The sequence below is a fragment of the Streptomyces solitudinis genome (assembly GCF_036323765.1).
Lineage (GTDB): Bacteria > Actinomycetota > Actinomycetes > Streptomycetales > Streptomycetaceae > Streptomyces.
Window position 1 is genome coordinate 181,861 of sequence record NZ_JAZDCW010000010.1, and the last position, 16,904, is coordinate 198,764.

15 protein-coding genes and 1 pseudogene are annotated in these 16,904 nt (G+C 70.9%); 6 read left to right on the forward strand and 10 right to left on the reverse strand.

All coding sequences use genetic code 11. The annotated features are described in order from the left end of the window. Positions 1-25 precede the first annotated feature (25 nt). Positions 26-604 (forward strand): TetR/AcrR family transcriptional regulator, encoded by a 579-nt coding sequence (locus V1J52_RS23105; protein ID WP_330141876.1) that lies wholly within the window; start codon positions 26-28, stop codon positions 602-604. A 42-nt stretch (positions 605-646) separates the two neighbouring features. Here the strand turns inward: V1J52_RS23105 and mqnP are convergent, their stop codons facing one another. Next, positions 647-1,558 carry a menaquinone biosynthesis prenyltransferase MqnP gene (mqnP, locus tag V1J52_RS23110; protein ID WP_330141877.1) on the reverse strand — a complete coding sequence of 304 codons (912 nt, stop codon included), beginning with the start codon at positions 1,556-1,558 and terminating at the stop codon, positions 647-649. Further along, positions 1,555-3,000, reverse strand: coding sequence for a menaquinone biosynthesis decarboxylase (locus tag V1J52_RS23115; protein WP_330141878.1), 1,446 nt, complete (start codon positions 2,998-3,000; stop codon positions 1,555-1,557). The genes mqnP and V1J52_RS23115 overlap by 4 nt, the downstream gene beginning before the upstream one ends. 188 nt (positions 3,001-3,188) lie before the next feature. Between V1J52_RS23115 and V1J52_RS23120 the strand changes: the two genes are divergently transcribed. From V1J52_RS23120 to V1J52_RS23130, 3 genes are all read left to right on the forward strand, one after another. After that, positions 3,189-3,566, forward strand: a complete 378-nt coding sequence (locus V1J52_RS23120; protein WP_330141879.1) for a PLD nuclease N-terminal domain-containing protein — start codon at positions 3,189-3,191, stop codon at positions 3,564-3,566. A gap of 209 nt (positions 3,567-3,775) precedes the next feature. Then, positions 3,776-4,150, forward strand: a complete 375-nt coding sequence (locus V1J52_RS23125; protein ID WP_330141880.1) for a radical SAM protein — start codon at positions 3,776-3,778, stop codon at positions 4,148-4,150. 469 nt (positions 4,151-4,619) lie between these two features. Next, on the forward strand, positions 4,620-5,168 hold the full coding sequence (locus tag V1J52_RS23130; RefSeq protein ID WP_330141881.1) for a hypothetical protein: 549 nt from the start codon (positions 4,620-4,622) through the stop codon (positions 5,166-5,168). A gap of 785 nt (positions 5,169-5,953) precedes the next feature. On the opposite strand, the gene ccsB is transcribed toward V1J52_RS23130, so the two are convergent. The 6 genes from ccsB to hemL form a co-directional block, all read right to left on the reverse strand. Beyond that, positions 5,954-7,045, reverse strand: coding sequence for a c-type cytochrome biogenesis protein CcsB (gene ccsB / locus V1J52_RS23135; RefSeq protein WP_330141882.1), 1,092 nt, complete (start codon positions 7,043-7,045; stop codon positions 5,954-5,956). A 2-nt stretch (positions 7,046-7,047) separates the two neighbouring features. Next, a complete protein-coding gene (gene resB / locus V1J52_RS23140; protein WP_330141883.1) occupies positions 7,048-8,841 on the reverse strand; it encodes a cytochrome c biogenesis protein ResB in 1,794 nt (597 codons plus the stop codon). Between the two features lie 4 nt (positions 8,842-8,845). Further along, the gene (locus V1J52_RS23145; protein ID WP_330141884.1) at positions 8,846-9,610 is read right to left on the reverse strand and encodes a cytochrome c biogenesis CcdA family protein; all 765 of its coding nucleotides are present in this window, start codon (positions 9,608-9,610) and stop codon (positions 8,846-8,848) included. Positions 9,611-9,625: 15 nt separating this feature from the next. Further along, positions 9,626-10,252: a TlpA family protein disulfide reductase gene (locus V1J52_RS23150; RefSeq protein ID WP_330141885.1), complete on the reverse strand. Its 627-nt coding sequence runs from the start codon at positions 10,250-10,252 to the stop codon at positions 9,626-9,628. A gap of 196 nt (positions 10,253-10,448) precedes the next feature. After that, positions 10,449-11,114, reverse strand: coding sequence for a histidine phosphatase family protein (locus V1J52_RS23155; RefSeq protein ID WP_330141902.1), 666 nt, complete (start codon positions 11,112-11,114; stop codon positions 10,449-10,451). A gap of 50 nt (positions 11,115-11,164) precedes the next feature. Beyond that, positions 11,165-12,484 (reverse strand): glutamate-1-semialdehyde 2,1-aminomutase, encoded by a 1,320-nt coding sequence (gene hemL / locus V1J52_RS23160; protein ID WP_330141886.1) that lies wholly within the window; start codon positions 12,482-12,484, stop codon positions 11,165-11,167. 114 nt (positions 12,485-12,598) lie between these two features. Here hemL and V1J52_RS23165 point away from each other — a divergent pair, with 114 nt between their 5' ends. Then, the gene (locus V1J52_RS23165) at positions 12,599-13,156 is read left to right on the forward strand and encodes a hypothetical protein (RefSeq protein ID WP_330141887.1); all 558 of its coding nucleotides are present in this window, start codon (positions 12,599-12,601) and stop codon (positions 13,154-13,156) included. A 44-nt stretch (positions 13,157-13,200) separates the two neighbouring features. Continuing rightward, positions 13,201-13,620, forward strand: a pseudogene (locus V1J52_RS23170) (mycothiol transferase); the annotation flags it as partial. A gap of 1,522 nt (positions 13,621-15,142) precedes the next feature. Here the strand turns inward: V1J52_RS23170 and V1J52_RS23175 are convergent. Next, complete coding sequence (locus V1J52_RS23175; RefSeq protein WP_330141888.1) at positions 15,143-15,439, reverse strand: hypothetical protein; 297 nt, start codon at positions 15,437-15,439, stop codon at positions 15,143-15,145. Between the two features lie 1,184 nt (positions 15,440-16,623). Next, positions 16,624-16,904, reverse strand: a 281-nt coding sequence (locus tag V1J52_RS23180; protein ID WP_330141889.1) for a thrombospondin type 3 repeat-containing protein, incomplete at its 5' end; no start/stop codon positions are given.

Genomic DNA, 16,904 nt, shown 5'->3' on the forward strand with positions numbered 1-16,904 from the left:
GTGGTCCGGTGCGTATCATCGCGCCATGACTCCCCCGGCGTCCGGCCCCGGTACCACCTCCCGCACCCGCCGGGCGATCCTCGACGCGGCCGTCAGCGTGCTCAGCGCGGACCGCGCGGCCTCGCTCAGCGAGATCGCCAAGGCGGCGGAGGTCGGCCGGAGCACCCTGCACCGCTACTTCCCCGACCGCACCGCGCTCGTCCGCGGCCTGTTCGAGGAGGCGACGCGGGCCACGGCGCGCGCCGTGGCGGAGGCGGCCCCGGACCAGGGCACCCCCGCCGAGGCGTTCCGCCGGCTCGTGCCCGCCATGTTCGCGCTCGGGCCCCTGGTGAACCTGCTGTTCAGCGAGACCCAGCTCGGCGAGGGCGACTGGGACGAGCCGTCCTGGGAGGAGGCGCACTGGCCCGTCGGCGCCCTGTTCGCCCGCGGCCAGGCCGCGGGCTACTTCGACCCGGAGATCGACGCGGACTGGTTCATCCGGGTGCTGTGGTACGTCCTGTCAGCGGGCTGGCAGGCCGTCGCCGAAGGGGCGCTGGCCCGGCACGAGGCCGTCGCCCGCACCCTGCGCACCCTGGAGGGGGGCCTCGTCGCACGCGGCGGCTGAGCCGCCCGGCACCCCGCGACCGGGGCAGGCCCGGCGGCGCGGTCAGGCGGTCAGGCCGCGGAGGACGAGGTCGGCCAGGGCGAAGACGAAGAGCGCTATGCCGATGAACCCGTTGACCGTGAAGAACGCCCGGTTCAGCCGGGAGAGGTCCCCGGGGCGGACGAGGGAGTGCTCGTAGACGAAGGCCGCGGCGACGACCACCAGGCCCGTCCACAGCAGCGGGCCCGCCCCGGTGGCCAGGGCGTACCAGGCGAACAGGCCCAGCGTGACGACGTGACTGGCCCGCGACGCGTACAGGGCGGCGGCGACGCCGAAACGGGCGGGCACGGAGCGGACGCCCTCCGCCCGGTCGGCCGCGACGTCCTGGCAGCCGAAGATCAGGTCGAAGCCGCCGATCCACACCCCCACCGCCAGGCCCAGCAGCACCGCGTCCCACGACCAGGACCCGGTGACGGCGAGCCAGGCGCCGATCGGTCCGATGGCCTGGGCCAGCCCGAGTATGGCGTGCGGGAAGTCGGTGAACCGCTTCCCGTACGGGTAGACGACCATCGGCACCACGGCCAGCGGGGCGAGCGCCAGGCAGAGCGGGTTGAGCAGCGCCGCCGCGCCGAGGAAGACGGCCAGGGCGACGAGCGCGCCCGTCCACGCGGTGCGGACGGAGACGGCGCCGGTCACCAGTTCGCGGCCCGCGGTCCGCGGGTTGCGGGCGTCGATCTCGCGGTCGATGATCCGGTTGGCCGCCATGGCGAACGTCCGCAGGGAGACCATCGCCACGGTGACCAGCGCCAGCGTCCACCACCGCACCGAGCCGCCGTCCAGGTACATGGCGGTGAGCGCGGCGATGTAGGCGAAGGGCAGCGCGAAGACCGAGTGCTCGATCATCACCAGCCGCAGGAACGCCTTCACCCGGTTCCCGCCCGGCCGGGGCCCGGTCACGTCGGCGGCGGCGCTCACAGCCCGTACTCCCGCCAGCGGCGGTCCACCTTCGCCGCCGTGTCCGGGTCGGAGACGACCATCTCCGGCCAGCCCCGCGTGTAGCCCTCCTCCGGGCCCTTGCGGGTGGCGTCGATGCCCGCCTTGCCGCCCCAGAACTGCTGGTAGGAGGCGTGGTCGAGGTGGTCGACCGGCCCCTCGACCACGGACAGGTCGCGGGCGTAGTCGGTGTTGCCCAGCGCCCGCCAGGCGACCTCGTGCAGGTCGTGCACGTCGCAGTCGGCGTCCACGACCACGATGAGCTTGGTGAGCGACATCATGTGCGCGCCCCAGACGGCGTGCATGACCTTCTGCGCGTGCTTCGGGTACTTCTTGTCGATCGAGATGATCGCGCAGTTGTGGAAGCCGCCCGCCTCCGGCAGGTGGTAGTCCACGATGTCCGGGATGATGATCTTGAGCAGGGGCAGGAAGAAACGCTCCGTCGCCCGGCCCAGCGGACCGTCCTCGGTGGGCGGGCGGCCCACGACGATCGACTGGAGCAGCGGCCGCCTGCGCATCGTGACGCAGTCGATGGTGAGGGCGGGGAAGTCCTCCTGCGGCGTGTAGAAGCCGGTGTGGTCCCCGAACGGCCCCTCGGGGAGCGTCGTGCCCGGCTCCAGCCAGCCTTCGAGCACGACCTCGGCCTGCGCGGGGACCTGGAGCGGGACCGTCTTGCAGTCCACCATCTCCACCCGCTTGCCCTGCACGAACCCGGCGAACAGGTACTCGTCGATGTCGCCGGGCAGCGGCGCGGTGGAGGCGTACGTCACGGCGGGCGGGCAGCCGAAGGCGATGGCGACCGGCAGCCGCTCGCCGCGCCGCGCGGCCACCTGGTAGTGGTTGCGGCTGTCCTTGTGGATCTGCCAGTGCATCCCGATGGTGCGCCGGTCGTGGCGCTGGAGCCGGTAGAGGCCCAGGTTGCGCACGCCCGTCTCCGGGTCCTTGGTGTGGGTGAGCCCCAGGTTGAAGAAGGAGCCGCCGTCCTCGGGCCAGGTGAACAGCGCGGGCAGCCGGTCGAGGTCCACGTCGTCACCGGTGAGGACCACGTCCTGGACGGGCGCCTCCTTCACCTTGCGCGGCGGCACGTGCGTCATCCCGGCCAGCTTCCCGAACGCCTCGCGGAAGCCGACGAAGCCCTGCGGCAGCTCCGGCTTGAGCAGGCCGCCGATGCGCTCGCTGATCTCGTCGTAGGAGGTGAGGCCGAGCGCCTTGAGCAGCCGCCGGTCGGTGCCGAAGACGTTCATGGCCAGCGGCATCGCCGACCCCTTGACGTTCTCGAACAGCAGCGCCGAGCCGCCCGCCTTGTTGACCCGGTCGGTGATCTCGCCGACCTCCAGGTACGGGTCGACTTCCGCCGTGATCCGCTTGAGGTCGCCGTCGCGTTCCAGCGCCCGCAGCAGCGAACGGAGATCGTCGTATGCCATACGTGCCAGTATCCGGCATCGGGTGGCGGCCCCGGCGGCGGGGCGGCCCGGGGGACGGGCCGCACGGAGGGACGGGCCGCAGGGGGACGGCGGCCCGGCCGCGGCCCGCTCCCCGTAGGCTGGGTGGTGACGGGGCTGGCCCAGCCCCACCACCGCACCGCTTCGGGTCCGCTCTGGGGGCTGTTCACATGCTGAGGTATCTGCCGTTCCTGCTGATCCTGGCTGTGTGGATCTTCGCCTTCATCGACTGCCTGAACACCCCGGAGAACGAGGTGCGCAAGCTGCCGAAGCTGGCGTGGGTCATCATCGTGCTGCTGTTCGGACAGGTCCTCATCGGCCCGATCGCCTGGTTCGTCGCCGGCCGTCCGCGCCGCAACGCGCCCTACGGCGCGGTGCGCAAGGAGGAGCGGCGCTGGGTCGCGCCCGACGACAACCCCGACTTCCTCAAGTCCCTCGGCGACGGCGAGCGCGACGGCGGCTCCCCCGGGGCCGGGCCGGAGGAGCCGCGCGATCCCGACCGCCGGGGCCGGGACGGCGGCCCCGAGGACACCCCGCCCGCGGGCTGACGCACCGCCTGCCGCCGCGCGCCCTCCTGAGCGGGCTGCTCCCGGTGACCGAGGAAGCCGGAAGCGCTTTTTCGCCACTTACGAGCCCGTGAGGGCCACCTCTCTGCTCGGCGTGGTGCCCAAGTGGCTCAGGTGCATGCGCGCGATGCCCTGAAGCGGCGGGGACGGTGGGGGTCCTCCGCGCGTCAGGCAGGGCGTTCGCGGAGCGTTTGACCGAGCCCCCGCGCGCTTACGGCGACCCGTACGAGGACCCCGCGGCCTCACTGGGCAACATCATCACCGCCCCGCTGGAGGAACTGCTCTCCGGGCCGCGTTTCGACGCCTCGACCACCGCCGCGGAGATCCGGATGGCCGCGGACTGCCTGAACTGCAACTACTTCGGGGCTTGTTCAGGCGACCCGGTCGCGAGCTACCGGGACAACGTGCGCACGGTCGTCGAGGGCATCGCCGTCTGCGACGGCGAGCGGGCCGTACTGGAGCACATCAAGGAGCGGTTGCGCAGCAGCGACGTCCTCGACGGCGACGGGGTGCAAGGCTGGCCCACGCCCTGCGCCAATACCGGGAGTGCAAGGACAGGCCAGTGAATTGCGCGTGACGCGGCGATTCCTGCCACCTGCCGCCTGGACCCACACCTGACCTGCCATAAATATTATTTTATATTCACTCCATTCACGAGCCAGCCCCCATGAACCAGGAATAGAAATACAATAATAATAGGGTAGTTGATCTATAAGCGCGGGAATCATAAAAATGGTTGCCCGACAGTGACAGGCAAGGGAGGCGCGGAGTCCACGGGCCCTTCCCCGGTCTCGTCTTCAGCTTTGGTTCTACGCTTTCCGAAAGCATGCGGCAGTTCTGACCGGAATGCTTTCGGCTGCTCCCCCTCTTCCGGCGGCAGGTTCCCAGTTGGTCTTCTGCCCAACCGAAAGCAGGCGGTGCCGACGCGTGGCGAGCGGAGAGCGAACCGGCGGAACAGGACGAAGCATTCCTGACGACTGGCTGTCCTGCGACCACCTGCAGTCCCGAGGTTCCCCACGAGAGAAGGAGACGACCATGCCGGTCTCAGATCCTGAAGCCGCTCTCGAAGGCGTGCCGCACAGCACGTGGCAGCGCCTGGCAGAGCTCGCCAGCAAGCACCGCGCGGAGGAGGGCCGTCCTCCGGTGGGCGCGGAGGAGATGAAGTCGGACTACATCCGCAAGGCACAGGACTACCACGAGAACCCGCCCGAGGAGCTGCAGCTCAGGCGGCAGACGCCGGTGCAGCAGTCCAACGGCTGCTATTCCCTGGGGCCCTACGAGCTCTCCGTCGTCGGCCCGGTCGCTGTCGGCGTCGAAGGCGAGTTCTGCCCCGGGCAGAACTGGTCGGCCACGCTGACCGCCTACCTGAAGGTGGCCGGCGAGATCGTCTGGAAGACCCAGTACACCCTCTCGTCGGAGCACTACAGCATCACCTTCAACCCCAACGTCGGCGTGGCGAAGGCGAGCGTGACCCTCGGTATCTTCGGCAGCACCTACTGCCTGAGGATCTCCGGAGACGCCTGCTACTGGTGGTTCGGCTGGAGCTGCAGGGACTTCAACGAGACCCTGCACTGCTTCGGCTGACGCTCACCGCCTGACGGGGCCCTGCCGCAACCGGCGGGACCCGCACACGGCTTCTTCGCACCGGACCCCTTTTCCGGTGCGAAGGAGCCCCCCGCCCGGCTGCACTGAGTGAAGAACCGCAAGGCGTAATCCAGCACCTCCGGCCCGTTCGCCGCAGGATGGAGCCCCCGGACGCCAGTCGCCCAGGACTCCGCTGCCTGGGCGGCGGATACCCTCCCCACAGGCAGGAGCGGCTCCGGGCGGACCGCTCAGCCGAAGGGCGGACCGGAGTGTGGCAGCTCGTGCGGAGCATCCGGTCGTCCTCGACGCCGACGGACACGGAAGGGGTCCCGCGCCGCCGCCCGGAAGGCGTCCAGTGCCCGAAGATGTCGACTGACCCTGTTCGTCCACAGCTCCGGCAACGGCCACGTCGGCAGCCCCGTCACGGAGCGGGACGTCCCGCCCGCCGTCGGTCCCGGGCAGGATTCCGGCTCGGGAGCGCGTGTCCTGCGGGTGGCCGTCGATCCGGTGCGGCACGCGGCGGGACTGGAGCCGCTGTCCGCAGCGGACGGCAGGCGCTGGCCCATCACTGGACCGTCCGCGGCGGGTGACCGCTACCGGTCGCTGCTGCCGGTCGCGGTGGACCGCGGGACACTCGGCCGCATCGTCCGGGCGGCACTCACCCACCCGCGCCGCGTTCGCGTCGGCACCGGGACGGCCCGGAGCGGCTTGGGACCCGGCCACCAGACGCCAGACGCCAGACGGCTGACGGCTGACGGCTGACGGCGTGGGCTCCCGCCCCGTGCTCAGACGCCCGCGTAGGAGTGCAGGCCGTTGACGAACAGGTTCACGCCGTAATAGTTGAACAGCCAGCACGCGAACGCGAGGAGCGCCAGGTACGCGGCCTTGCGGCCCTTCCACCCGGCCGTCGCCCGCGCGTGCAGGTAGCCCGCGTACGCGGCCCACGTGATGAAGGACCAGACCTCCTTGGGGTCCCAGCCCCAGTAGCGGCCCCACGCGCTCTCCGCCCAGATCGCGCCCGCGACGATCGTGAACGTCCAGAACGGGAAGACGGCGGCGTTGACCCGGTACGCGAACTTGTCCAGCGACGCCGCCGAGGGCAGCCGTTCCAGCACGGAGGTGGCGAAGACGCCGGGCTGTCCGCCGCTCTCCAGCTTGGCCTCGTAGCGGTCGCGGAAGAGGTAGAGGACGGTCCCGACGGCGCCCAGGTAGAACAGCGCGCCGCAGGTGATGGCCAGCGCGACGTGGATGACCAGCCAGGCGGAGTCCAGGGCGGGCGGCAGCTGGTCGGACTCGGTGTACAGGACGGTGGTGGCCAGGCCCAGGTCCAGCAGGACGGTGGTGACCAGGGGCAGGCCGATCCAGCGGACGTCGCGCTTGGTGAGGACGAACAGCAGGTAGGCGCCGACGGCCACCATGGAGAACGTCGTGGAGAACTCGTACATGTTCGCCCACGGCACCCGCTGCACCGAGAAGCCCCGGGTGACGACCCCGGCGGCGTGGATGGCGAACGCCAGCACGGTGAGGGCCAGCGCGATCGTCCCGTACAGGTCGCCCTTGACGTCACCGGCGGCGGCGCCCGGCCCGTCGGGGACGCGGGCGCGGCTGTCCGTGGAGCGGGTGACGACCTCCGGCCGGGACAGCACCGCCGTCCCGCCCGCCGTGCCGGCGGCGGCCCGCTCCCGGACCTCCGGGGCGACCACCGTGCGGCGCCGGGGGCTCAGCTCCTCCGCCGTGCGGGCCACCTTGCTGCGGGTGCCGAACACCCACTCGGCGATGTGGCCGAGGAAGGCGAGGACGTAGACGGCCATCGCCGAGTACACCAGCACGGTGCTGAAGTCGGCCAAAGCCTGGTTGTTCGCCACGGCGAGGTACACGGTCAGCTCCTTGGACGGTCATCGGCGGGGTCTTCTGGTGACGCGGGATCCGGCCCGTCGTCCGGATCGCGGCCCGCGTCCGGGGCCGGGGCGGCGTCCCCGCCCCGGACGCGGGCCTCGTCCGGGGCCTCGTCCGGGGCCTCGTCCGGGGCCTGGTCCGGGGCCTCGTCCGTGCCGGGCGCCGGGGGCGCCGCGTGCCCGGCCAGCGTGCCGGCGATGCGGCCCAGCTCCTCGGGCACCCGCGCCGACTCGCTGCGGCCGAGCCCGGCCAGCTCCACGACGGTGTGCCCGGCGCCGTCGGGCCGGGCCCGCACCCACACGCGGCGGCGCTGGAGGAACAACGATCCGGCGAGCCCGGCGATGGCGGCCAGCGCACCGCCCAGCGCCCAGCCGCTCGCGGGCTTCTGGGAGACCTGGAAGGAGGCCCACCGCTCCACCCGCTCGAACGTCAGGGTGCCCCCGCCGTCCGGCAGCTCCAGCGACTCGCCGGGCCGCAGCGCCTCGCGCAGGATGTCGCCGTCCTCGTCCTCGAACGGTTCCATCTTGCGGTCGTCGAGCTGGTAGACGTTCTGCGGCAGCCCCGCGTCCACGCCGAGGTCGCCGTGGTAGGCGGAGAGCGAGAGCACCGGGTAGTCCAGCTCGGGGAACGTCGAGTGCGGGCCGCGCACCGCGTCGAGGCCGAACGTGGGGGTGAACAGGCCGACGAAGCCGAGCTGGTCCCGTTCGCCCCGCGCGTCGCGGTAGTCGGTGACCTTGACCACGCCCTGCGCCGTCCCGTTCTCGTCCTGCGGGAGGAACGGCACGGGGCCCCGGTAGACGAGGTCGCCCTGTCCGTCCTCGACGGTGACGACGGGCGCGTAGCCGTGGCCGATCAGGTAGACCTTGGAGTCGCCCACGGTCAGCGGGTGGTTGACCTCGATGGACGCCTCCCGTTCGGGCCCGTCGGCGCCCTCCCAGTAGGTGACGTCCGCGCGGAACTCCCGGGGGGTGCCCTTCTGCGGGCCGCTGCGTTCGAACGCGGCGTGGAACTCGTCCAGGGTGAACCCGAACGTGTCCAGGTCGTCGAAGTCGTAGAGGGTGCCCGCCCGGATGTCGTCGTACTGGGTGAGGGTGTTGGAGAACCCGTCCCCCTGGACGATCAGCTTGCCGCCCTCGACCTTCCACATCTGGCCCACCGCGAAGGCGACGAGCATGACGATGAGCGCCAGGTGGAACACGAGGTTCCCGGCCTCGCGCAGGTAGCCCTTCTCGGCGGACACCGCCCCGTCCCCGGCCGCCGTGCGGAACCGCTTGCCGCGCAGCACCGTCCGCGCGGCGTCCAGCACCTGCTCCGGGTCCGCCTCGGTGCGCCAGGTGGCGTAGGCGGGCATGCGGTCGAGCCGGCGCGGGGCGCGCGGCGGGCGGGCGCGGAGCTGGCCGGTGAACTGCCAGGTGCGCGGCACGATGCAGCCGATGAGCGAGACGAACAGCAGCAGGTAGATCGCGGAGAACCACACCGAGCTGTAGACGTCGAAGAGCTGGAGCGCGTCGTAGACGGAGGCCAGCGTGGGGTTGTCCCGCTTGAAGCCCGCGACGGCGAACTCGTCCACGCTGGTCTGCGGCACGAGGGAGCCGGGAACGGCCGCGAGGGCGAGCAGCAGGAGCAGCACCAGGGCGATCCGCATGGACGTGAGCTGCCGCCACATCCAGCGCAGCCATCCGGTGACGCCCAGCGCCGGGCCGCTCGGCGGCTCCTCGGCGGGGGTGGTGGAGAGCTGGGCTCCGGCCGCGCGCTCGTCGACGTCCACGTTGCTCATCAGCTCAGATCCCCACGGTGAAGTCGGACGACCACACCTGCAGCTCGTAGATGATCTCGTTCCAGTACCCGGTGACGAGCAGCAGCCCGACGGCGATCAGCATGCCCCCGCCGACGCGCATGACCGTCGCGTAGTGCCGCTTGACCCAGCCGAACGCGCCCAGCGCCCGCCGGAAGGCGACGGCGGCCAGGACGAACGGCAGACCGAGGCCAAGACAGTACGCCACCATCAGCACCGCGCCGCGTCCGGCGCTGGCCTCGTTCAGCGCGAGGGAGTTCACGGCGATCAGGGTCGGCCCGATGCACGGCGTCCAGCCGATGCCGAACAGCACGCCGAGCAGTGGCGCCCCGGCCAGGCCCACCGCCGGGCGGCGGTGCAGGCGGAACTCGCGCTGGGTGACCCACGGCAGCGCGCCCATGAAGGACAGGCCCAGCACGATCACCAGCGCGCCGAGGACGCGGGTGATGACGTCCTGGTGCTCCAGCAGCGTCCAGCCGAAGAAGCCGAACAGCGCGCCGCCGGAGACGAAGACGGCGGTGAAGCCGCCGACGAACAGCAGCGCCCCGGCCAGCATCCGGCCGCGCCGGGCGTCCGCGAGGTCGCTGCCCCCGACCCCGGTCACGTAGGAGAGGTAGCCGGGGACGAGCGGCAGGACGCACGGCGAGAAGAAGGAGACGAGGCCGCCGAGCACGGCCACGGGCAGCGCGAGGAGCAGCGCGCCGTGCAGGACCGTCTGGTTGGCTTCCGGGACGGCGAGCAGGAGGTGCATGGGGGCGGTCCGCCGTTACTTCTCGGCCAGGACCGGCTCGATGATGCCGCGCAGGTCCTCCGCGGAGAGCGCCTTGAGCGCGCGGACCGCGATGCGGCCCTCCCGGTCGAGGACGAGCGTGGAGGGGATGGCCTGCGGGTTCAGATCACCCTTGGGGAACTTCAGGACCAGCTTGCCGCTGGGGTCGTAGAAGCTGGGATAGTCGATACCGAACCGCTCGTCGAACTTCTGCGCCTGGACGACGTCCAGGTCGCGGGTGTTGATGCCGAGGAACTGGACGTCCTCGCCGCGCATCCCGTCGGAGACCTCCGCGAAGTTCGGCGCCTCGGCCCGGCAGGGCGGGCACCAGGAGCCCCACACGTTGAGCACGACCACCTTGCCGCGGTGCTCGGAGAGCTTGAGCTGCTCCCCGCGGATGCCCTCCCCCTCCAGGTCGGGCGCCGCCTTGCGGTCCTGCGCCGGGACGCGGGTGATCTCGCCCGTCCCGGCGACGTAGTTGCTGTTCTCCCCCGAGCCGGGCCGGTCCGGTGAGGAGCAGGCGGTCAGGGCGAGGGAACCGGCCACGGCGACGGCCGCCAGCGCGGCGGCACGGCGGTTCGGGCGGCGGCCGGGGCGGCGCCGGAGGGCACGGCGGATGCTCATGTGAAAAGTTTCGCATGCGCGTCCGGGCGATCTTCCGCGCCCCCCTTGTCCCGAACGTCCGCCCCGTTCACGCCGGTATGGGCGGGATCTGTGCGCCCGCTCCCGGAACGGGCCCGGTGGCCCGTCCCGGGAGCGGGGCGGAGGCGCGGCGGCGCAGGCGGGGGCGCCCCGGATGGCTGCGGGCGGACCCGGGCGGCTACGCGCCGAAGGCCCGGCCGCCGCCCTGCGGCGCCTTCCGGCCGCGCGCCGGGCGCGCCCCGGCCAGCAGGTGCGGCGGGACCAGATCGCGGGCGGGCTCGCTGTAGCCGACGGAGACGATCCGGTCGCCGACGTACGTGAAGCTGGTCAGCGAGGCGAGGGTGCACTCGCGCTGCCGGGGGTCGTGCCACAGCCTGCGGCGCTCGACGAAGCTGCGCACCGTCCAGATCGGGAGCTGGTGGCTGACGCAGACGGCCTCCCGGCCGCGTGCCGCGTCCTTGGCGGCGTCCAGCGCGGCGGACATCCGCACGACCTGCTCGATGTAGGGCTCGCCCCACGACGGCTTGAACGGGTTGCGCAGGTGCCGCCAGTTCCCCGGCCTGCGCAGGGCGCCGTCGCCGACGCCGAACGTCTTGCCCTGGAAGAAGTTGCCCGCCTCGATCAGCCGCTCGTCGGTGGCCAGGTCCAGGCCGTGCGCCTTGGCGATCGGCTGGCCGCTCTCCTGGGCCCGCTCCAGCGGGGACGCGACGACGTGCGCGATGTCGTGCCCGGCCAGCGCCTCGGCGATCCGGTCGGCCATGCGGCGGCCCAGCTCCGACAGGTGGTAGCCGGGCAGCCGCCCGTAGAGGATGCCCTCGGGGTTCTCCACCTCGCCGTGCCGCATGACGTGCACGACGGTGACGGTCTTGTCCGGGCTCACCGGGGTGGGGACGCTCACGCGGCCACCGCCTGCGCCGCGGCCCGCGCGGCGGCGGGCAGCGCGTCGGCGACGCGGGCGAGGGCCCGCTCGTCGTGCGCGGTGGACACGAACCAGGACTCGAACGCCGACGGGGGCAGGTAGACCCCGGCGCTCAGCATGGCGTGGAAGAACGCGGTGTACCGGAAGGTGTCCTGCGTCTTGGCCCGCGCGTAGTCGGTGACCAGCTCGTCGGTGAAGAAGACGGAGAACATGTTCCCCGCCCGCTGCACCTGGTGGGCGACGCCCTCCTTGGCCAGTGCCTCGGTCACCATGCCGCGCAGGAGCGCCGCCGTCTCGTCCAGCCGCGCGTACGCGGCGTCGTCCAGGTGCCTGAGCTGGGCGATCCCGGCGGCGGTGGCGACGGGGTTCCCGGAGAGCGTGCCCGCCTGGTACACGGGCCCGGCCGGGGCGAGGGCGGCCATCACGTCCGCCCGGCCGCCGAACGCGGCGGCCGGGAAGCCGCCGCCCATGACCTTGCCGAAGGTCATGAGGTCCGGCACGACGCCGTCCAGCCCGAACCAGCCCGCCCGCGAGACCCGGAAGCCGGTCATGACCTCGTCGGACACGTACAGCGCCCCGTGCTCGGCGCACAGCTCCTTCAGGCCCGCGTTGAAACCGTCGGCCGGCGGCACGACGCCCATGTTGCCGGGCGACGCCTCGGTGATGACGCACGCGATCTGGTCCGGGTGCGCGGCGAAGGCCGCCCGTACCGCGTCCAGGTCGTTGTAGGGCAGGACGAGCGTGTCCCCGGCCTGGGCCCCGGTGACGCCCGGGGTGTCGGGCAGCGCGAACGTGGCGACGCCGGACCCGGCGGCGGCCAGCAGCGCGTCCACGTGGCCGTGGTAACAGCCCGCGAACTTCACGACCTTCGCCCGGCCGGTGAAGCCGCGCGCCAGCCGGATCGCGGACATCGTCGCCTCGGTGCCCGACGACACCAGCCGCACCTGCTCGACGGGGGCGACGCGGGCGGTGATCTCCTCGGCCAGCTCGACCTCGCCCTCCCCCGGCGTGCCGAAGGACGTGCCGCGCGCGAGCGCGGCCTGCGCGGCCTCCGTGACGGCCGGGTGCGCGTGCCCGAGGATCATCGGACCCCACGAGCAGACCAGGTCCACGTAGTCGCGGCCGTCCGCGTCCGTCAGATACGGACCGGACCCGGAGACCATGAACCGGGGCGTACCGCCCACGGCGCCGAAGGCCCGCACCGGGGAGTTCACACCTCCCGGTGTCACGACGGCCGCACGGTCGAAGAGGGACTGCGATACTGGTGCTTGGTACGGATAGCTCACGCAAGCCATGGTGTCAGAGCTTCGCGCGCTTGTACGGCTGGGCGTTTCGGCTGCCGTACAAGGGGGAGGTCTGAAACGATGATCGGGTCGCGCGGCACAGGCCGCGAACATTCGGGTGGTGACATGCAACGCGGAGGCGGATCGGGCGAGGGCGCCGGGGACCTCGAACCGGAACGCGTCCCCCGTGGCCGGCACCGCCGGGAGGCGGCGGCGGAGAGCGAGAGCATCAGGAATGGCGGCGCCCGCATGGAGGTGACGTACAAGTACTTCGGCGCCCCCGACGGCGCGACGGCGGCCCGGGTCCCCTTGTCCATGCGCCCCGAGGAACTGGGCGGTGACGAGCTGGGCCACGGCATGTTCACCCGCATCAAGCCCGAGACGATGGCCGCGATGGTCCTCACCGGCGTCGAGGGCGTTCCCCTGCACCGGGTCCCCCCGCTGGAGCTGGTCGTCCTCCACCCGGACTACGCGGTCGTGAAGCTCCCCACGATGGTGGTCGACCCGTTGCGCGGGGTCGGCGAGGAGTCGGTCGGCGCGGCGGCGTTCATCTGGTCCACCGTCCCGGACCGGGGCGGCCCCCGCGACGCGTTCGACGTCTACCGGCTGCTGCACGAGTGGCAGGACTTCTCCCACCGCCTCCACGAGGCGGGACACCAGCCGTACTGCCTCGTCTGGCCGTGACCCCGTTTGACGCCGTCACCCCGCACCTGCCGTCTCGGGCGACCATGCGGCGCATGAGTGAGCGACCCGAGCGGTGGAGCCCCGCGACCGTCTACCCCGATATGTGGGTCGATCCGGACGACGACCCCCGTAACAACGACGGCGACAGCCCGGAGGGCGAGCGGGCGACGCTGCTGGACGTCCTCAAGGACCACCGCCTGACCTTGCGGATGAAGTGCGAGGGTCTGGACGCGGAGCAGCTGGCCCGCCGCTCGGTTCCGCCGTCCACGATGCCGCTGCTCGGTCTGGTCCGGCACCTCGCCGAGGTGGAACGGGACTGGCGCAACTGGATCAGCGACGGTGACCCGCTGCCGAGGCTGTACGGCGGGAAGGACGCGGACTTCCACGGGTCGGTCGCCGAACAGGCCGTGGTCGACACGGCGTTCGCCGATCTGGAGCGCGGGCAGGCCGCGACCGACGTCGCGGCCCCGTACGGCGGGGAGGTGCGGGCGGGCTGACGCGGGAGCCCGGCCTCGGCGGGACCGGACGCGCCAGCCCGCCGGAACCGCTCAGATCGGCAGGCCCAGCCCGCTCAGGAGGGCGGCGAGCTGCGGCACGATGCCGTACACCGTGCCCGTCAGGATGCCGATGACGCTGTCGACCAAACCACCAACGACGGGAAGACCCACGACCCTACCTCCGTGTTCATTTCTGCCTTATCAGCAGGGGCAGACTATGAGCACGAGGCGGCGAAATCCCGGGAATACGGCGAGGAATCGCACGGCTTTCCACTATTTCCCCCGGACAGGCGTACACGCGGAGAGGAGCTGCCACGGGCCGTCCGCCGCCTACGGACCCGGACTGCGCTGTGACCGGCCGTCCGAGCCGCGTGACCTGGCCGTCACGGCCGGGCCCGTGCCCGCAGGACGCGGTCACTGCCGGAGCGGGAGTGCGCGGCGGACGCGGGCGGGTGGACTCCGCACCTGACGACAGAATCCGGGCACTAAATACTCACCGAGGTGATACGAATACTGCATTCGGATGCTTCCGGGTAACTTACCCAGCCGGACTCACGTTGCACAGGATGCCGTTGTCTCAGCGCCCGTGGATACATAGGTAGGGCGGAAGACTCGGTGATTGTCCGAAGTACCTCCTTCTTCGGACAGCGAAGCGCCGATCGCCCGTCCTTCCTTTCCTTCCGGCGGGCGTTCGGCGTTTCATCTTAGGCCGAAGGCGTTCAGTGGCCTTCCAGCGCGTGCTCCAGCTGTCCTCATCCTTGCCCAGTGGGCCCGAGCGACACGAAACGGCGGGCTCACTGGCAAACCTCTGCTCGGGATTTCACCGCCGGTCGGGCGGTTTCCGGACAACCGCCGTAGTCCGCTCTGCTGTCCGACTTCTGCAGGCCCTGGGACGAGGGCGGCAGGCCTCTGACGTGTCCCAGGCCGCGTGAGCAGGTGAACACCGCTTCAAAGGGGGTCGGTTGCGGGGTATCTCCCGCTGGTCGTGGAGGGGTCCGTCCCAGCTCGACGGGGGACAGCCGGACCGTCGCCTTCTCCGGCCGCCGGGCAGCGATGCGGACGCGTTCGCCGACGCTCAGATACCGAAAGACCCCCGACGGCACCTTCACCCCGGTCCGTGACCACCTTCAACGGGCCTATGGATCTACTTCTGCGAGCCGCACTCACCCAGGCAGCGTACAGCGAACGAGAACATCTACGATTTGCTGCGGCGGCACTCCTTCGGATGCGGCTTCCCGCCCATCCGTACTCCCTGCCCTTCGAGCAGTTGCCCGGTAACTCAATCAGCGCGGCCCCCGACCCGCAGACACCGGGCAAATGGGCGTGGAACCCGTCGGTCGTCGGCGTTACGCCGGACGGCTTCAGTTCCCTGACGCGAGAAAAGCCCCAAGGGTGTTGGGGCTTTTCAGCGCGCTTCGGGGGAAATCCGGTGCGACGCGGGACCTTCAGTTCGCCCAGCTATGTGCTGTATTTCGGCGAACGGCGATGGTCAGCGGTAGTCGTGCTCGTCGCGCGGGAGGAGAACGGTCGCCTTGGAGCTGTCGTCGTCCACGACGTGCACCATCTTGCTCTTCTCCTCCTTCGTGTTCTCGGAGCAGTCGATGTTGTTGTTGGCGGCCGACAGGATCGGGATGTCGATGATCTCGAGCACACCGCAGCTGAGGACCTGGCTGCTGTTCTCGAACTTCGAGACGTCGTCGTCGGCAGCCTGAGCGGCTCCGGCGCCAACGCCGACAGCGGCCATCGCGGCGGCGGTGGTGATGAGGGCGGCCTTGCTGAGCTTCACGATTTCTCCTCGAGGGATGTGGTGGTGTTGGTGTTCCGCACCTGGCAGGGCGGAAGCTTTCTGTCACTGGTCTATCAGACATCGTTAACCAGTGCTGGCAACGGCGCGGCCGTCAGTCACCATTCCAGTTCTCGGTTCGGAACGGCGGGCGGTCCCCGCGGCGTCACCAACCAGTAAACGAAGTGCTCACCCGCAAGGTTTTGCTCCATTCGGGTTCATTGACGATCACGGGCGTCCCCAGCCTCCTCCTCGCGAGCTTCGACGCCACGATTCACCGAGCAGTCAACGCTGTTATCTGACGCAGATGCGATCGGGATGTCCAAGACCTCAATGCTCAGGCAGGACAGGATTTGGGTGTTGTTCTGAAACTTGGGCCCCTCTTCCGCCTGAGCGCTTCCCCCTCCCGCCAACAAGAGGGCCGCTGCCGACAGAGACAGTACGGCAACTTCTTTGCGTCGCAAGATTGACCTCCACTGTGGGTGCACGCATGTGGTCGATGCAGATGAACGCTGTCTGTGTCGGGCTGCTTGAGCAGTCCGACACAGACAGCAGTGTCTGGCAAACGACGGCGAATCGCAGAAGGCACACCGCTGGACGGGGGGGCTGTCAACGCAATGAGTGAATCTCGCTTAGCATGACGAGGCAGCCGACCAGTCCGGGAAAGAGAGACCCACGACACCAAGATGTCAAGCTGCGACAGTCAACTCGGCTGGTGAGGCCGCCTTTTCAGCCTTCGTGGGGCCGGCGGTAGAGCTGGCCGACCGTGCGATCGATCGGCGTGTCCGGCACAAGTCCTGCGTCGAGGCGTCGGCCAGGTTGCGCAACGTCGCGGTGGTGCGGTGGAAGCTGACGGGCTCGGCCAGACAGAGCGCATCGCCGGCTGCTCACACGCCCGCCCGATCCGGGCCCGCCGAACCGCGCGTCGGCTCGGCGGGCCACGCAGAGCACGTGGCAGCGTGCGATGTGGGATCGAACAGGGCACGGGCTTGGGCGAAGGCACTCCGCCGGGGTCCGGCTGGTTCACGTCGCGGGCGGCTGGACGTAACAGCAGGTTCGGGCTGACTCGCAGCCGCCCCACGTCCCGGGTGAGCGTCGTTCGCGCCGGGGGGGCGCATCACCCGGGCCTGGCGGCAGCCCGGGAGGGGCCGGGCATGAACGTGGCATGTGCCGTTGCCCGCTCTCGGCTAGGGACGGTTGTCCGTCGCGTCAAGGTAGTTGGGAACGCCGTCGCCGTCGTCGTCCCCAGTACCCTCTTCCGCGTCGGTCGCCCCGTCGCCGTCAGAGTCCGTGTCCAGGAAATCCGGAACCCCATCACCATCCGAATCAACCGGATTCGCCGGATCAACACCCGCCTCCACACGGTCCGGAATCCCATCACCATCAGAATCCACGTCCTGGAAGTCAGGGATACCGTCGCCATCCGAGTCCACCGGCTTGGCCGGATCAACACCCGCCTCCACACGGT